This is a genomic window from Brevibacillus migulae (genome assembly GCF_004521915.1).
Taxonomy (GTDB): domain Bacteria; phylum Bacillota; class Bacilli; order Brevibacillales; family Brevibacillaceae; genus Brevibacillus_F; species Brevibacillus_F migulae.
Window position 1 is genome coordinate 39,321 of the sequence record NZ_SDKD01000010.1, and the last position, 17,309, is coordinate 56,629.

Sequence of the window (17,309 nt, forward strand, 5' to 3'; positions counted from 1 at the left end):
CGTTTCGATTAATCGATCATCAGGATCTCACGAATCTCCTGCTCAGTCAAAGAGGACAATGCTTCCTGCCCTGGCTGGATCACTTCCTCGATCAGGTTTTTCTTTTTCTGCTGAAGCGCAAACATCTTCTCCTCTACCGTCCCCTGGGTGACGAGACGGATGACGTGGACGACTTTCTTTTGCCCGATGCGATGCGCACGGTCAGCGGCCTGCTGCTCGACCGCAGGGTTCCACCACAAATCGTAGAGGATGACCGTATCCGCTCCGGTCAGATTCAACCCGGTCCCTCCAGCCTTTAACGAAAGGAGAAACAGATCCCGCTCTCCCTCGTTGAAACGATTGCACAGCTCTACCCGTTCCCGTGCCGGAGTCTGCCCGTCCAGGTAAAAGTAAGGAATACCTTGATAGCCAAGTTCACGTCCGATCAGATCAAGCATCTGGGTGAATTGCGAATAAACCAAGACTCGCCTGCCCACATTCCGGCATTCTGCCAAGAGCTCCAGCAGCTGCTCGAATTTGGCAGAACTGCCCTCATACTCGTCCACAAACAGCGCCGGGTGGCAGCATAATTGGCGAAGACGGGTCAGCCCCGCTAATATTTTGATCCGATTCCTTTGGAAATCGTCCGCATTCAGCAGCCGCATTGTTTCTTTTTGCAGCAGCGCCAAGTGAGCGAGATACAGTTTCTTCTGCTCCGGAAGCAGCTCGGATGCCTGCAGCGTCTCAATCTTCTCGGGCAATTCCTTCAGCACGTCCGTCTTTACACGCCGCAGCAAAAACGGTCGGGCTCGCTTGGCGACCGCCTCACGCGACAGGTCATTGAACCCTTTCCTTGCAGGGAATAACCCGGGGAATACGGCATCAAAGATGGACCAGAGCTCCTCCAGACGATTTTCGATGGGTGTTCCGGAAAGGGCAAAGCGGTAGCGCGCCTGCATCGCTTTGACGGCTTGCGCTGTCTGTGTGGCATGGTTTTTGAACGTTTGCGCTTCATCCAGGATGAGCGTATGGAACATTTTTTCCGCGTAGAGCCGACTGTCTTTTCGCAGGAGCGGGTAGGATGTGATGAGAACATCCGCCCCTGAGGAATCATCCAGGCTGCTCTTCCGTTCCGCCTGCGCCCCATCGATGATTACCATCCGGATGTCCGGTGCGAATTTTTGCAATTCATTGCGCCAGTTATATACCAGCGAGGAGGGGGCAACGATCAAGGCCGGCTGCTTCTCTTCCCGGATTTCCGGGAGGACAGAGAGTAAAAAGGCAATGCTTTGCAAGGTCTTTCCAAGTCCCATGTCGTCGGCAAGGATCCCGCCAAACTGGTAGTGGGCCAGCGTCTTCATCCATTGGTAGCCATACTTCTGGTAATCGCGAAGCACGTTCTCCAGACTTTCCGGCACGGGAAAATCCAAATGATCCGGATTCCGCATATGCTCCAGCAATCGCCGCAGTGTTTTTCCGATCTTTACGGTCTTACCGTGCTCTTGATCCAGCAAATGCAGGCCCCGTACAAGGGGAAGGCGGGCCCCCGCTCCGCTGAATTCCATGCTATCCGCACCGATTTGATGCAGAAAGTCGCTGATGACCTGATACTCGGTTGCCTCCAAGGGCAGCAGTGCCCCATTGGGAAGCCGGTAGTATTTGCGCTTCTCCTCCAACGATTGGAGTACGCGCCGAATATGCGACTCCGGGATCCCCTCCATGTCAAACTGGACTTCCAACCAGTTGATCCGATCATCCGCATCCACTCGGATTTGCGGAGGCGCAGATCCCGTAAACACTCTTTCTTTGACTGCAGTCGTGGCGTACACTTTTGCCAGCTTCTCCAGCTGTGGTACAACATGGTAGAGGAAATGGTACTCCGCTTCCTCTTCCTCCATGACATAGCCGCCTTCTGTCTTCACGAAAGGGCTTTGTTCGATTAGCTCCACGATTTGGCGTTCTTTTTCCCCGTCACGCACATGGATACGGTCCGTCCGCCGCTTTTGGCTTTCCTCTTCAAACGGATTGATGACAATCTCTCCATATTGAAATTCCAGCCCGACGAGCAGTCGATCCTTCAGTCGGTCCAAATACAGCTTCGCTTGCAGCGGTGCTTGGATAATCCGCTCCGAGACGGCGTTGGCGATACGGACGCTTCCCAGCTTTTTCAATCCGGGAATCACCTGTTCCAGAAAAGGCTCGATCTGCTCCGGCGCAATCGTGATTTGCGGTTTGCGATATGCATCCACCATGCGCTTCATCTCCGCCAGTCGCTTGCATTGATCAGCGGGAAGCTGCACCACCTTTCCTTCCGTCAGCACCAATCCATAGGATTCCATGACGATGATCCGATCCAACCCCTGCATATCCATCACATAGCTGTCTTGCTCGGCTTGATCAAAGGCAAATTGCAGCGGCAGAGGTTCCTCGGTAGCATCAATACCCGCATAGCTGCGCCCCCCTTGCTCCAGCTGCACCTGTTTGGCAGCCTGCAGCAGCGAGAAAAGGGATTCCCAAAAAACAGGCGGGATGAGCAGGACCCTATCCGTGCTTACGCCCTTGCCCTGCATGTATAGCGGTTGGGTGCTCTCACGGATCATTTTTTCGTATTGATAGACTTCCAGCAACTTCTGGATGACTGCATTGTCTTCGTTGTCGAACAAGTGCTGCTGCGGATCATACGTAAAATGCTTGGAGAATGCATAGGGCTCCCGACGTTCCAAGCACTCGAGAAATTCCTTTATTTTCTGAACCATGTAGAGCCGTTTCGGACCCACCTTCAATGCGACGCCGAACATATGCTTGCGTATTCCATAGGAAACCGGTGAAACAGTGAATTCTACCGCCACCGTTTCTCGCGTGTCAAACAACTGTCTGGCCGTATTTCGTCTTTCCGGATGGTTTCGAAAAAGGCGAAGGATCCCCTGTGTTAATTGCAGATCCCCCGAAGAGTCTCCGGGGGTGGTTCGAGCAACAGCGGTACGGGAGTCATATTTCGCTGATTCGCGCCATCCGCTTACCTGTTCTAGCTCCTGGATGTTGAGCAGCACCGCAGCGATATGCTGACAGTGGTGATCATAAGAATCGAGGGTCGGGCAGCTGCAGGCAGCCACGATCTTTCCGACATGATCGATCTCAATCTTCACCTGATAGCTTCCTTTTACGGTCGCTTCGCAGAGCGAATGTTCCCAATCCATATGGGTGATCTCCACTTTGCGTGTACGGTAGAATGCTTCCCCTCTTTCATAGGAAGTCCTGCCGCACAATCTCTTAATATCCTGTTTGGTTAATGAAAAGCTCATGCGAACCGGTCCTTCCTTTGAAACGTTGTATCTAATATCTTAGCAAAAATAACATGCACATGCCGCTGGTTGGAAGAACTTTCACCCGCTATGGGAGTTCGGTTTTCCATTCTACGCCCTTTGGCAATATCTCTTGCACCTTCTGGCGGATTTCCTCGTTCTGATGCAATTCCTCACTCAAGATCGTGACAATGCCTCGATCCTCTCTGGTCCGTATCAATCGCCCGATGCCCTGTCTCAGACGCAGCAGCATATAAGGCAAATCTACCTCTGCGAACGGATCAGAGCTCCTTTTTCTTTTCGATGCATACACCGGATCATTCGGCGGAAATGGTAGCGACCAGATGATCACACTGGACAGGGAGGGTCCTGGAATATCCAGCCCTTCCCATAAGGAAACCGCACACAGATTGCTTTCCTCCTCATTTTGAAAGGCGGAAATGAGATGGCTGATTTCTTGATCGCCCTCGAACAGAAAGCTCATCCCTGCAAACGAATCATTGTCGGACATATGCTCTCTGAATCGCTTCATTTCTTCCTTCGAGGGAAAGAGAAACAGCGATCTGCCCCGTGTACGCTCGAGCAAGCGGCTCGCCGCTTTCATTTTCAGCTCAAAGGAATTCTCGGTTTTCACTTCAGGCGCATACATTTCCATTTGCTGTTCGTAATCATACGGGGATGCGACGGTAAAGGATAAATAATCCTCGATTCCCAAGCTGTCTGCCATATAATGAAAAGACCCATCGACGGAAAGGGTAGCGGAAGAAAAAACGATCGGCATCTTCTGGGAGAACACACGCTCCCTCAGCACTTCTTTCACCATTCTTGGCATCACGACCAGTGTCGCCCCTGCTGCTTCCTCGCTCAGCCAGGAGATGACCTGATCCTTTTGCTGGAACAACTTCAGCATCCAATGAATCATGTCCAAGTGTTCGTTGACAATGCGAAGCTGGTAGTCGTCGAGGGCGTATACACCGCTTTCGACCACCATTTCGTCTTCGATCAATGCGATGATGTCCGTGAGTCGTTTTACCTCGCCAAGCAAGGATTCGGAAAACATGATTTCCTTCCGATCGGAGCCCGGTACAGCCTGGCTCTGCTTGTCCAGACTCGCAAAGAGAGCCTCGCTTTGCACGATCGCCTCTTCCAGCAGGATCGCAAATGACTCACGAACTTCTCCCTGCAGCAGTCTCGTCATGATCTCTTCAAACACGGAATGGGTAAACTTGTAGGTCAACGCCTTTTGGGCGGCTGGTTCCACCAGATGCCCTTCATCGAATACAACTGCACTGTGGCTAGGTAATAAAGGAAGCTGTCCTTCCCGTTTCCGTGCTTCAGCCGTCCAGACATGCTCCATGTAAAAGTCGTGCGAACAAATGATCAGGTCCGCCGATTTCCGGTAGTAATCCCGGGTAAGGCTCAAGCCACAGCGATGCTGCTTGTCACAGGAGAGGCAATCTTGGAAGGAATCCCAGCCGATCTTCTCCCATTGCTCATCATTAATATGTGGGTAGTCGCTTCGATCGCCATACGGGTAAAAGGATTGCAGCGCTTCTGTCGTATGAACAAATGAGGGCAGTTCCACATAAATGTTATCAAATACTTCCGGATCTTCCGCATTGGCGCGCGATTCGTCCAGCTTGTTCAAGCATACATACTGGGTCGGTGATTTCGCCAATCGGGCATCGATTTGCACAGCAAGATGTTTTGCCAGCTTGGCGATGTCACCCTCCGGCTTGACCAGCTGTTCAATCAAGGATTCATTCGCACAGGCAATGATCGCCGGCTTTCTCGTATAGCGCGCATAGCAGATGGCATATAGCAGGTAAACCAATGTTTTTCCTGTTCCTACCCCTGCTTCCGCGAAAATCGTTTTCTTTTCTTGAAATGCTCTTTCCAGCTGGAAAGCCATATAGATCTGTTCATCCCGAACTTCAAAACCGGCATCGGGCAAAATGTCATAAAATACATCCGCAATCCAATCGCTCACCTGTTGGATAAAGGATTGCGAAGGATCGTACGCAAACGGATAGCGCTCCACTTCTGTCGTCCTCCAAGCAAAGGAAAGATGTCTACTCTATCTTTTACAAGTCAAGATTTAATCATTACACGTTTTTCCAGTGAAATGCAAGCAAAAAAACTGCCGTCACTTTCAACGGCAGCGGCAGATGCTTCTATCGGATTTACTCATTTCCCATTTCGATCACTTTCCCAGGGTTTAAAATATGATTGGGATCAAAGCTTTGCTTGATCATCTTCATCAGGGGCAATGTGTCGGCATGTTCCACTTTCAAATACTTTTTCTTGCCAATGCCGATACCATGCTCCCCTGTGCAGGTTCCCCCTTTTTGCAGGGCGTACGTCACAATCTTTTCGTTGATCGCCAAAGCTTTTTGCTCTTCTTCGGGATCCCTCTTATCGAACATCAGAATCGAATGAAAGTTCCCATCGCCTACATGGCCGAGAACGCCCCCTGGAATCCCATTTTGATCGATCACTTCACGCGCATAGACGATTGCACCGCTCAATTCGGAAAGAGGCAGACACACATCCGTCAGCATCATTTCCTTTCCCGGATACCCGTGTTTGAAGGCGTACGCCAGATTATGACGTGCCTCCCACAGCTTCGCCCTTTCCTTCGACTCGCTTTCGAACGTGAACTGATCACTTCCATGTCCCTCGAGCAGCTCAGTCGCAAAATCCACATCTTGCTTTAACCCCGCTTCATTTCCGTGGAATTCGAGAAACAAGGTAGGCTTTTCGGGATAATTGGTTTCGCTGTGCTTGTTGACTTGCTTTATCGAGACAGGGTCGACCAATTCCACACGTCCGATGGAGATACCTGCGGAAAGCAAGGCGATCGCCGCATCGACCGCTTCTTTCACCGTTGGAAACGTAGCTCGCCCCGCTACCATCGTTTCGGGTATGCCGTAAACCTTCACCGTGATTTCTGTAAACACGCCAAGCGTCCCTTCCGAACCGACAAAGAGGCTTGTCAAATGATAGCCAGAGGAAGATTTGGCCGCCAGTCCGCCTGTATGGATGACGGAACCGTCCGCAAGCACAACCTCGAGATCCCTCACCTGATCCCGCATGATTCCATAGCGGACGCTCATGGTTCCGCTTGCATTTGTAGCCGCCATCCCGCCTAGAGAAGCGTCCGCACCGGGATCGACGGGGAAAAACAAACCGTATTTCTTTAACGCCTGATTGAGCTGGGTTCGGGTGACACCGGGCTGTACACGGACCAGGAAATCTTCTACGCGGACTTCAAGGATTTGATTCATCTGCGAAAAGTCGAGGGAAATTCCACCCTTAAGCGGTACACAATGCCCTTCCAAGCTGGATCCAGCGCCAAAAGGCACAACAGGTATTTTATGTTCATTTGCGTATTTCAGGATCGCAGACACTTCTTCCGTCGATACAGGGAAAACGACCACATCCGGCATGACAGGAGTATGGTGCGACTCATCCTTGCTGTGAAGAGCCAGTACTGATTCACTCGTGGTGGCCCGATCGTCTGCTGTCAGTTGTTTCAAATCGAATAGAAGCGTTTCAGGAAATGGTTTCACCGCACATCCCTCCGTATGAATAGGTTCCATCATGAACTCATCATACCATTCGTTACCAGGAATGTCTTGCGAACAGCCTGAACATTGGTAAGTGGCTGACAAAAGAACGCTACCATTCGGCTACCGAGCCATCCGCATGGCGCCAGACAGGATTTTTCCAATCATGTCCTTCCGCCGCTGCTTGCTTAACCCGTGCTTCGTTGATCTCGATGCCAAGTCCGGTCCCCTGGGGAATCGAGACAAAGCCGTCCTTGTAAGCGAAAACGCCTGGGTCTGCCAGGTAATCGAGCAAATCGCTGCCTTGATTGTAATGGATACCCAAGCTTTGCTCCTGAATGATCGCATTGGGCGTACACGCATCCAGCTGTAAGCAAGAAGCGAGGGCAATCGGTCCGAGCGGGCAATGCGGGGCGACGGATACGTCAAACGCCTCGGCCATCGCCGCGATTTTTTTCCCTTCCAAAATGCCGCCTGCATGCGATAAATCCGGTTGGATGATATCGACATAACCGTCGATTAGCAGCTGCTTAAATCCCCACCGTGTATATTGCCGTTCCCCGGTTGCGATCGGCGTGGTGGTATAACGAGCGATCTCCCGCAAAGCCTCATTGTTTTCTGGAAGAACTGGCTCTTCGATAAACATCGGGCGATAAGGGTCCAGCTCTTTCACCAGTATTTTCGCCATCGATTTATGTACCCTGCCGTGAAAATCCATCCCAATGCCTATCTCTTTTCCGACCGCCTCGCGAACAGCTGCGATTCGACTGACCGCAGCTTCTACTTTCGAAAAGGAGTCGATGTAGTCCATTTCCTCTGTCGCATTCATCTTGACTGCCGTAAACCCTGCCGCCGCTTTTTCTCTCGCGGCTTCCGCTACATCATGAGGACGATCTCCCCCGATCCATGAGTAAATCCGTATCTTTTCCCGCGCCGCCCCTCCAAGCATCTCGTAAACCGGCATGTTGTACCATTTTCCCTTGATGTCCCAGAGAGCCTGCTCGATTCCGGAAAGGGCGCTGCTTAAAATCGGGCCACCGCGGTAGAAGCCGCCGCGATACAATACCTGCCAATGGTCCTCGATCGGCAGCGGATCTTTCCCTAGCAAATAGCTGGCCAATTCGTTCACGCAGGCGGCGACGGTATCTGCCCGTCCCTCCACGATGGGTTCGCCCCACCCCGAAATGCCTTCGTCTGTCTCGATTTTCAAAAACAGCCAGCGAGGTGGCACTTTGTACAGGTGCAAATTTGTGATTTTCATCAGCGACGCTCCTTTCCGTCTCGAAAAAGATAGGTCCTAGTCCCGATTACTGATCGTTTCGAACGACAGCGTGACCGCCGAATTCATTGCGCAGGGCAGCCACGACTTTTCCTGAGAAGGTATCCTCCTGCAGCGAGCGATAGCGCATCATCAGCGACAATGCGATGACAGGTGTAGCAATCTGGTGGTCAAGCGCGGTCTCGACGGTCCATTTTCCTTCCCCGGAGGAATGCATGACGCCGCGGATTCCGTCCAATCGGGCATCTTTGCGGAATGCCTGCTGTACCAGCTCCATCAGCCAGCTGCGAATGACCGATCCATGATTCCACACCCCGGCAACTTTCTCATAATCAAACGAAAACGGGCCTTTTTCCAATACTTCAAAGCCTTCTGCGATCGATTGCATCATCCCGTATTCGATACCGTTGTGCACCATTTTCAGAAAATGTCCGCTTCCGGATTCTCCAGCGTACAGATAGCCATCCGGAACGGATATCAGCTTGCATATGTTCTCTATTTTGCGGAACGCTTCCTCCCGCCCGCCTACCATCAGGCACAGACCGTTCAATGCTCCGCTTGTTCCGCCGCTTGTCCCCGCATCCAAAAAGTCGATTCCCCTCTCGGCTAGGGAAGAAGCTCTGCGAATCGAATCTTGGTAGTGTGAATTTCCGCCATCTAGGACAATATCTCCTGCTTGCAAATAGGGTTGAAGCGACTCGAGCACTTCATCGACGACGGTGCCTGCCGGAATCATCATCCAAAAGGCGCGAGGGGCTGGAAGGGTCTTTGCGAATGACTCCATGCTTTCAAATACTTCGATCCCATAACCGGCCGCTTCTTCACGGCGAGCAGCGTCGATCTCAAACGCAGTAACCGCAATATCGTGGTTCAACAGATTCCGTGCCAAATTCAATCCCATTTTGCCTAATCCGATTACACCAATATGCATATGTATCCCTCCATTTTTTATTATCGGTTTCGCTGATAATCAGCTAATGCGGCCATTTCCCGCATGGTATTTTCATAGAGTCGTTCATACACCGGAAAAAGCTGCGCATACTTCGCCTGATTGTCCGGATCGGGTACAGTCTTGTCTGCTACGCCAATTAGCTTTTTGCATGCAGCTAGGCTATCGATGGCGCCCACCGCGTGAAAGGCTAGCAACGCCGCCCCCAAGCTGGAGCTTTCGTGATTGTCCGGGACAGCTACGGGAACGCCAAACATATCGGCCAACATCTGCCTCCAGACTGCGGAACGGGCAAACCCTCCGGATGCTCTGATTTCTCGCGCCTCGCCAGCAAGCTCGCCAAGCACATGCGATACTTGATAGACAGCAAATAGAATCCCCTCCAGCACCGCCCGTATGAAATGCTCTCGCTGATGATGGAGCGCAATACCGAAAAAGCTGCCTCGCGCATCCGCATTCCAATGAGGCGCGCGTTCCCCTGTCAAATAAGGCAAAAACAATAGCCCCTGCGCTCCTGCTTCTACCTGCGAAGCTTTTTTCAGCAGCAGATCGTAGGGATCCTCCCCTGTACTCACAGCCTGTTCCGCCTCAGCAGCGCCAAACTGATCGCGAAACCAGCGCAGCGCCAGTCCGCCGTTATTCGTCGCACCGCCGATTACCCATTTGTTTTCCGTCAGCAAATAGCAAAACGTCCGTCCAGTCGGGTCAGTCAAAGGTCGCTCGACAACCGTGCGCACGGCGCCGCTTGTACCAATCGTGACGGCGATCTGGTCTGGTTCCACAGCCCCCACTCCAAGATTGGCAAGAACGCCGTCACTCGCTCCCACAACAAAAGGTGTTTCAGGCAGCAATCCAACCTTTGAGGCGATCTCTCCTTTTAGCCCGCGCAATACATGGGTGACAGCAACCGGTTCGCTTAGCTTATCGCGGGTGATCCCGGCTGTCTGCAGCGCTACTTCATCCCAATCCAGCTTACGGATGTCGAACAAGCCCGTAGCAGATGCGATCGAATGATCAACCACATACACCCCGAACAGCTTGTGAAGCACGTACTCTTTAATCGATATGAACTTGGCCGCGCGCGAAAACACATCCGGACGTGATTCTTTGATCCACATGAGCTTGGTTAAGGGTGTCATCGGGTGAATCGGCGTTCCTGTACGGTGATAGATGTGCAACCCCTCTTCACCTCTCAGCCTGGCTGCATGCGCAACACTTCGATTGTCCGCCCAGATGATGCTGTTGGTCAGTGGGTTTCCCTCCGCATCCGTGGCAATGATACTGTGCATGGCCGAGCTCAGTCCGACTGACGCGATCTCATGCGGGCGAATGTCTGCCCGCACCGTAGCCTCATGCAACGCATGCAAAACCGCAGCAAAGATCGCGTCAGGCTCCTGCTCAGCCCAGCCCGCTTCCGGCACGAGGATCGGATAGTCTGCATTGCCAATTCCCCGTACTTCTCCACGCAGCGTATATACAACCGCTTTTGTACTTGTCGTTCCGATATCTACCCCGATGGCATAGGATTGATTGATCAAAGGGCTCACTCCTCGTACTCTGTTTCGAAAATGCTAGAGCCGTTTCAATGAGATGGCTTGACGAATCTTGGAGATGTTGGCAACCGTCTCGTCCTGGCGACGGAACGAGACCGCTACGTACAGCACATCGATTAAGGTAAGCTGCGCCAGTCTGGAAGACAGCGCCTCCGTGCGAAACGCCGTCTCTCTGGAGGCGGTAAACAACGCAAAATCCGCCTGTCTGACGAGGGGGGATCGCCGATATCCCGTCACCGCGATCACCGTGGCGCCAGCGGCCTTCGCTAGCTTCGCCGCTTCCAAAATATCCTTGTTGGAGCCGGAATGAGAGAACACGATCACGACATCCCCTTCTTGTAGCAAAGCTGCGGACATCAGCTGAAAATGGCTGTCAGCATGGCATGCAACGGGAATTCCTGTCCGCATAAACTTATGGCAGGCGTCCTGGGCGATTGCGGCTGAGCCTCCCGTTCCGTAAAACTCGATGCGCTTTGCGGCAGCTAATCGCTCAATGACCGCTGCCAACGTTTCGTGTTGATCTTTGGTAATCTGCAAGGTGTCCTGCAGCGTTTCAATGTCGGCCATGAAAATTTTTTCCGCGAGTGAGAGGGCATTATCCTCCGGGAGGACTTCCTGATAGATTTGCTGCTGCGGACTTACGATTTCACTGGCCAAGGCGATTTTGAAAGCTTGGTAGCCTTGAAAACGCAGACGTCGGCACAAGCGAAAAACGGTCGCTTCTGCACACCCGCATCGATCTGCCAACGCCGTGATGGATTGATGGATGATTTCATCCGGACGCTCGAGAATATAGTCAGCGATCTGCTGTTCCTTAAGGCTCAATTGCGGGTACATGCTGCGCAGTTGGATGAGTACGCTTTTTGGGGTGTTCGAGGATTGTTGAGACATGACGGCTACACCTGCTTTAGTCCGAATACATTTCTTTCCTTCAGTATAGAAAATTATTTTCATGACGTCATCATCAGAAAGAAAATTTTTTCAACAAAGAAATGGATCGTCCAAAATGCTTTTTCATGGAAAATAAATTCGAAGACTGATGTCGCTGCTTTCACGCAGTATCTGTGTATGAAAAGCAGTTACTTTCGAACGATGAGTATGGGACAATTCGATCCTGCCATATAAAATGCCAGTCAAAACACGATAAAAAGTGTCAGACTGGCTTCGTTTATTGAACGCTGGTACCCAATCGTTCAGTATGCTTCTATTCCCCACTATCCCAAGTATAGGACAACCGATGTGGTGCCCTCCTAAATACGATTTTATGTAGTAGAAATCTGTCGGTAGCACAAAGGGATAGCCGTTAATTTTACCTCCTCCCTAAAGTTTGCGGCTCTTCGGACGCAGCGCCCACGAGGCAAAATTGAGTGCAGCGTATGAAAGCGGAAGGATGATTGGAAACCCGTTATCACCATAATCGTTAGCAAACGCATGAGACAAAGCCGCACCAGTCATTAAAAAGAAGATGCCTGCGTGAACCCATTCTTTAAGCCGGGGAAAACCTGGCACGACGAGAGCGATAGCTCCAAGCACTTTCCAAACCCCGAGAATGGTCAAGACGTATAATGGGTAACCAAGATTCGTCACTAACTCAATGTTTCCCCCAAACTGCATCAGTTGCCCGATACCACTTAACAAAACAGACGCTGCGAGTAGGAATGTGACTGTCCAATAAGCAATCTTTTTTCCTTGGGGCAGGGTTTCTACTTTCGCGGTTGTTTCCGCACCGATAGTCTTACTCATTTGTTTCCTCCTCCTACATGGTTTCAAAGTATTCCCTATTCAGGTTCCAAACTTTTCAAATGATGAATTTATAATCGGACACCAAATGGTGTCTATTTGATAATAAGACACCATTTGGTGTCCTGTCAACACATCTTTTAGCACTGCATCAAACCCATAGCCAGCGTCCTTGTGTCTAAAGAAAATTAAGTATTAGACTGCGACCTTCGTTAAAGCAAGTACGACCACAAAAAAAGGAGGCCTGACCAGTAAGTTCTGGTGACCTCAACTACGATCGTTTAGGTTATTCATTCATGAGAGAAATAACTGGGCTGATGATTGCGAGTCTTGCTATGCCTGACATAACATCCAATGCCAATCAGATCTATCCTTTTGCGCTAAGTGCCAACAAGTGTTTTAGGTTATCATCAATAAATTGATTATCGGCACTGTTGATTCCGCGACCGGCAAAATGGCCCCAGATCGACTGGATTGGGTTAAAGACAGCATTAGGTATAAGCTTAGCTTCGTATTCATTATCGCCAGCTGTGCAGAAGAGATCCGTGCTCCCCGGCATAATGCAGGCAAGAGCTTTAATGCTCTTAAGCGCCTTATCGAAATCTCCGTTATAGGAGGGGTTTGCACTAATATCTGCATGTTGGCCTGTCCATAACATGGCCAGGACATTATGCGGATCCATTTTCATAAAGCTATCTTCCCAGACGCCAGCCACAAAATCTTCCAAGGAGTCAAATCCCAGCTCACGATAAAGCTCCTCTCTATAAAACGCATGCGATAATCCCCATCCCGCATAGACCCGGCCAACGGCGCGCATGTCTGCAGAAGTCAACTGGTCCAGTTTACTTGAATCGAAGCTAACTGCAGCCAGCAGCGCAGCTTTCATACCGTCCAGGACCACATATGTATGGGGCCAAGGCTTGGCAATTCCCGCGAAAGGTGCAATTCGCTCCACCATCTCTGGATAACTTGCACCCCATTGAAATGCCTGAATGCCTCCCATGGACCATCCAACTACGAGCGCAATCTTTTGAATGCTGAATTTTTCGGTCACCAGCCGATGCTGTAATCTAACGTTGTCATAGATGGTTACCTGCGGAAAATGAGCCCGATCGAATGGAGGAGACGTGTTACTGGGAGACGAAGATAATCCGTTGCCCAGCAGATTTGGAACGATAATAAAATATTTCTCAGGATCCAGTGCCATCCCGCTGCCAATCAGCCATTCATTCTGAACATGCTGGTCACCAAAAGCAGTTGGATAGATGATGACATTATCTTTCTGTTCATTTAATTTTCCATAAGTCTTATAAGCAAGAAAAGTGCTTGGTAACGTCACTCCTGATTGCAAGGTTACATCACCCAAATTAAAAATCTCATAATCCATCGTACGGTCGCTCCCTTCTAAATGAAACCACACGTTCAGTCTGTGATTTCTTGTGCTTAGTATAGAGCTGTGATACTCTCAATAAAAGTGAATTGAATTCATAATAGCATTCAATAATATTGAAAGTATAAGGGGGATCGTATGATGGAGTTGCGTCAACTGAATACGTTCCGCACGGTTGCATCAACATTAAATTTCACTCGGGCTGCGGAAGTGCTGAACTACGTCCCCTCCAACGTCACTATGCAAATTAAAGCATTGGAGGATGAGCTTGGTGTTCGTCTCTTTGATCGTTTGGGCAAGCAGCTCGTTCTCACAACTGCGGGTAAACGCTTTTTAACTCATATCCAAGGCGTTCTTGACAAATTGGACGAAGCTCGCAGCGACGTTCATGACAATGAAAATCTAAGCGGCACCCTAACGATAAGTGCCAATGAGGTTATTTGCGCCTATCGACTTCCAGCTGTCTTTCAACGGTTTCGTTCGCAGCATCCGGGAGTTCGTCTGATCTTCCGCTCCGTTCCAAATCAAGAGCTCAAGCAAACACTCTTTGAGGGAACCGCGGATGTCGTCTATATGTTGGACGAACCTATTCGCTCGAGCGGACTTGCCGTGGAACCGTTGCGGGAAGAAACTTTCCGCTTGTTTGCTGCTACAGACCACCCGCTCGCAAAACTACCTGTGCTACAGCTGGAAGATTTTCACGGAGAAGTGTTCCTGACGAATGAAAAGGGTTGTCCCTATCGTACTATGTTTGACCGGTCATTTGAGAAAGAGGGCATTGATAGCATTACGTATTTAGAGTTTCAAAGTGCCGAAGCCATTAAACAATGTGCAATTTCGGGAATCGGTATTGCCTTTCTTCCTGAAATTGTAGCGGAAGCCGAAGTTGAACGCGGAGAACTTGTTGCCCTTCCATGGCAAATTCCGGACTTGCACGTATATACACAGATGTTGTGGCATAAAGACAAGTGGCTTTCACCAATCATGTTATCTTTCATAGAAGCAGCAAGGGAAGTTCTTGCTTTACAGGAGAAGAATAAAACCGTTTAGCCTATGTATAGAAGAATGCTCGAGCTGGCCCCGTTCGCACACCTGGATACGGTCAGCTGCTCCCCATCTTCATCCTCTGTGTAGCAGCTCTGCTTTCGCGCTGTATGCATGGTAAAGGCGAGTACTTTTCCACCCCCGTCGGAGACGACCATGACATCTTCGGTCAGTAGAGCCAGCATTTGATCGACGTTACTTTGCTCGAGGGATGTGAAAAGTACCCATTAATGGAGAAAACGGCATCCGTGTAGTATCCGGATGCCATCTTCTTGTCGCAAATTCTCTGCACAAATGCTGAACATGATAGTTGAACAAAACGCTGTTACCTACGGAAAATAGCAATCAGGTCTTTGAGCGCAGCGGCAGCAGCTCCCCTTGGATGGGAAGCCCCTCCGGAGCAGACGATTGACCCCATTTCTTCTGTCTGAAAATGAACCGCCTTATTCGTGCCTTTCACGCCATACAAAGGATGCTCAGTGCTGATCGCTTGCGGTGCTACGGATACCTGGAAGTGACCATCCATCATCGAAGCTCGCGCCAGCAGCTTGATCTGTTCGCCGCTTTCCTTTGCTCGTCGGATTTCATCCTGGTGAACGGTTTCAATACCAGTGATCTCTACTTGCTGAAGCGTGTGAGCGGTATCAAACAATGAATTGCTCAACAGGAGAATTTTGCAAGCGCTGTCCATGCCGCTCACATCCAACACGGGATTGGTTTCGGCAATCCCTTTTTCCTGCGCAAGCTTCAGCGCCTCTCGATAAGACATGTCAGCTTCGTGCATGCTGGTCAAAATAAAATTGGTCGTGCCATTTAGAATGCCTTCGATGGAAAGGAGCCTCGATCCCGCCAAACTGACGAGCCCGATATCCAGTGCAGGAAGGGCTGCACCTGTAGCCCCGCTGTATTTGACTTGAACATGATGCCGTTTCGCCGCGCTCATGATCTCGGAAAAGCGAGTCACCAGCGCTCCTTTTGAGATCGACACCACATGCATGCCGTTCGATAACGCTTTTTGGATGTACGTGTAGGCAGGACCGCCATCTTGCAGGTCTGTCGGCGTGGATTCAACCAAGACATTCGCATCAAAAATCGGCTCCCCCAATTTCATTCCATAGCTATGCGCGTAGCGAACCAATCCAGCAGAGCCTTTTTCGCAAGTTACCAGCTCATTGACTCGAATTCCTTTCGGGTCATACAGACATCCCTGGCTGCCAATGACTCCGACCACCAGCGGCCGAAATCCATAGGTTTGCGAAATGTAATCGCTTTTTTCTGCGATATGCTGGCAAAATGCTTTCCCTACGGTGCCAAAACCGCTTAACAGTATCCGAATATCCAAATCTGCCACTCCTAACCTTGCTCTGCTTTCCCATGATTTATCTTACCAGATGAACGCGAATGGGAAGAGAAATGATTTTTTTGCAAATGAAAAACAGGGGGCGTGTAGTCCCCCTGTCCGGCCAACCTTTAATATTCGAATTGTCGGTAATACCGACGCGTATTCAGATCATGGCCCGTATACTTTTCATAATACCGGGCTAATCTGTCGACGAGAATGGTCGAGGAAATGGTCGGAGCCAGCATCCAGCGGAACTCGTCATCTATCCCTTCCAAGGCGAACTTCTTCGTATCGATCACGACCAGCTTCTCCGTGTATTGCTGGCAGAATTTTTCCACACGCTCATCAAGCTTCCGGCGGCTGCCCTCCCCTTTGACCAAGAAAACGGGCACGTCCTTCTCCACCAATTCGAGCGTACCATGGAAAAACTCGGAGGAAGTGACAAATTTGGTACGCACCCATTGCATTTCCTCCAAAATGCACATGGAGAACAAGTAGACCTCACCGGCCATTTCTCCCCCGCCGACCCAAATGCTGTATGGCTCGTTGTGGTATTTTTGCGCAATTTCATCCGCTCTCGGCTCGAATTTCTTTTTCGCATTCAAGAGGTTGGCTGGCAATTTTTCGAGTTGATCGGCAAAGCGCGGATATGCAGGGAATTGACCCACATTGTGGACAAGCTTGAAAACAAGCATGAATAACTGGATGTACTCAAATTCCACCCCATTCAATGCTTTGTTGGGAATCACCCATCTGCTCGCTTTTACCAGAGGGGTATCCGGCTTTCCAACGAGAGACACCACACGGATCCCTTGTTCCTTGCACCAATTGGCGGCAGCCACCGTTTCCTTGGTATCACCCGATTTGGAGGCCATGATCACGATCGAATCTTTTGTGAGCTGCTTATGACCGGTTACGACAATTTCCCCAGCCTGTTCGAGATACACCGGAATATCCGTCATCTGCTTCAGCATTTCCTGAATCGGCGACATGATGGCGATGGAACCCCCAACCGATATGAAAAACAGGTTGGAGAAGCCTTCTTTTGTGATCTCGTCAGCAATCTTCTCCGTTTCTTCTCTTGTTTCATAGGTAAGCCGTGCATTTTCGAGATAGACCTTCTCATCAAACTTCAACATATATAACAGCCTCCTGGTTCCAA

General features: G+C 50.4%; 12 protein-coding genes. 1 reads left to right on the forward strand and 11 read right to left on the reverse strand.

The window, feature by feature from the left end; genetic code table 11:
• Window positions 1–8: 8 nt before the first annotated feature.
• The 9 genes from EIZ37_RS13020 to EIZ37_RS13060 all read right to left on the reverse strand — a co-directional run bounded on the left by EIZ37_RS13020 (window position 9) and on the right by EIZ37_RS13060 (window position 13,758).
• Window positions 9–3,281 (reverse strand): DEAD/DEAH box helicase, encoded by a 3,273-nt coding sequence (locus EIZ37_RS13020; protein ID WP_134685046.1) that lies wholly within the window; start codon window positions 3,279–3,281, stop codon window positions 9–11.
• Between the two features lie 88 nt (window positions 3,282–3,369).
• Window positions 3,370–5,322: an ATP-dependent DNA helicase gene (locus EIZ37_RS13025; protein WP_134685047.1), complete on the reverse strand. Its 1,953-nt coding sequence runs from the start codon at window positions 5,320–5,322 to the stop codon at window positions 3,370–3,372.
• Between the two features lie 142 nt (window positions 5,323–5,464).
• On the reverse strand, window positions 5,465–6,853 hold the full coding sequence (locus EIZ37_RS13030; protein WP_134685048.1) for an FAD-binding oxidoreductase: 1,389 nt from the start codon (window positions 6,851–6,853) through the stop codon (window positions 5,465–5,467).
• 109 nt (window positions 6,854–6,962) lie between these two features.
• Window positions 6,963–8,111, reverse strand: coding sequence for a galactonate dehydratase (dgoD, locus tag EIZ37_RS13035; RefSeq protein WP_134685049.1), 1,149 nt, complete (start codon window positions 8,109–8,111; stop codon window positions 6,963–6,965).
• A gap of 46 nt (window positions 8,112–8,157) precedes the next feature.
• Window positions 8,158–9,060 (reverse strand): phosphogluconate dehydrogenase (NAD(+)-dependent, decarboxylating), encoded by a 903-nt coding sequence (gene gnd, locus EIZ37_RS13040; RefSeq protein ID WP_134685050.1) that lies wholly within the window; start codon window positions 9,058–9,060, stop codon window positions 8,158–8,160.
• A 20-nt stretch (window positions 9,061–9,080) separates the two neighbouring features.
• The gene (locus EIZ37_RS13045) at window positions 9,081–10,613 is read right to left on the reverse strand and encodes a gluconokinase (RefSeq protein ID WP_134685170.1); all 1,533 of its coding nucleotides are present in this window, start codon (window positions 10,611–10,613) and stop codon (window positions 9,081–9,083) included.
• 36 nt (window positions 10,614–10,649) lie between these two features.
• A complete protein-coding gene (locus tag EIZ37_RS13050; RefSeq protein ID WP_134685051.1) occupies window positions 10,650–11,522 on the reverse strand; it encodes a MurR/RpiR family transcriptional regulator in 873 nt (290 codons plus the stop codon).
• Window positions 11,523–11,951: 429 nt separating this feature from the next.
• On the reverse strand, window positions 11,952–12,374 hold the full coding sequence (locus EIZ37_RS13055; protein WP_134685052.1) for a DoxX family protein: 423 nt from the start codon (window positions 12,372–12,374) through the stop codon (window positions 11,952–11,954).
• A 364-nt stretch (window positions 12,375–12,738) separates the two neighbouring features.
• Complete coding sequence (locus EIZ37_RS13060; RefSeq protein ID WP_134685053.1) at window positions 12,739–13,758, reverse strand: alpha/beta fold hydrolase; 1,020 nt, start codon at window positions 13,756–13,758, stop codon at window positions 12,739–12,741.
• 144 nt (window positions 13,759–13,902) lie between these two features.
• Here EIZ37_RS13060 and EIZ37_RS13065 point away from each other — a divergent pair, with 144 nt between their 5' ends.
• The gene (locus tag EIZ37_RS13065; RefSeq protein ID WP_134685171.1) at window positions 13,903–14,811 is read left to right on the forward strand and encodes a LysR family transcriptional regulator; all 909 of its coding nucleotides are present in this window, start codon (window positions 13,903–13,905) and stop codon (window positions 14,809–14,811) included.
• Window positions 14,812–15,130: 319 nt separating this feature from the next.
• Here the strand turns inward: EIZ37_RS13065 and EIZ37_RS13070 are convergent, their stop codons facing one another.
• Window positions 15,131–16,147, reverse strand: a complete 1,017-nt coding sequence (locus EIZ37_RS13070; RefSeq protein WP_134685054.1) for a homoserine dehydrogenase — start codon at window positions 16,145–16,147, stop codon at window positions 15,131–15,133.
• A 128-nt stretch (window positions 16,148–16,275) separates the two neighbouring features.
• Window positions 16,276–17,286 carry an SIS domain-containing protein gene (locus tag EIZ37_RS13075; protein ID WP_134685055.1) on the reverse strand — a complete coding sequence of 337 codons (1,011 nt, stop codon included), beginning with the start codon at window positions 17,284–17,286 and terminating at the stop codon, window positions 16,276–16,278.
• Window positions 17,287–17,309 lie beyond the last annotated feature (23 nt).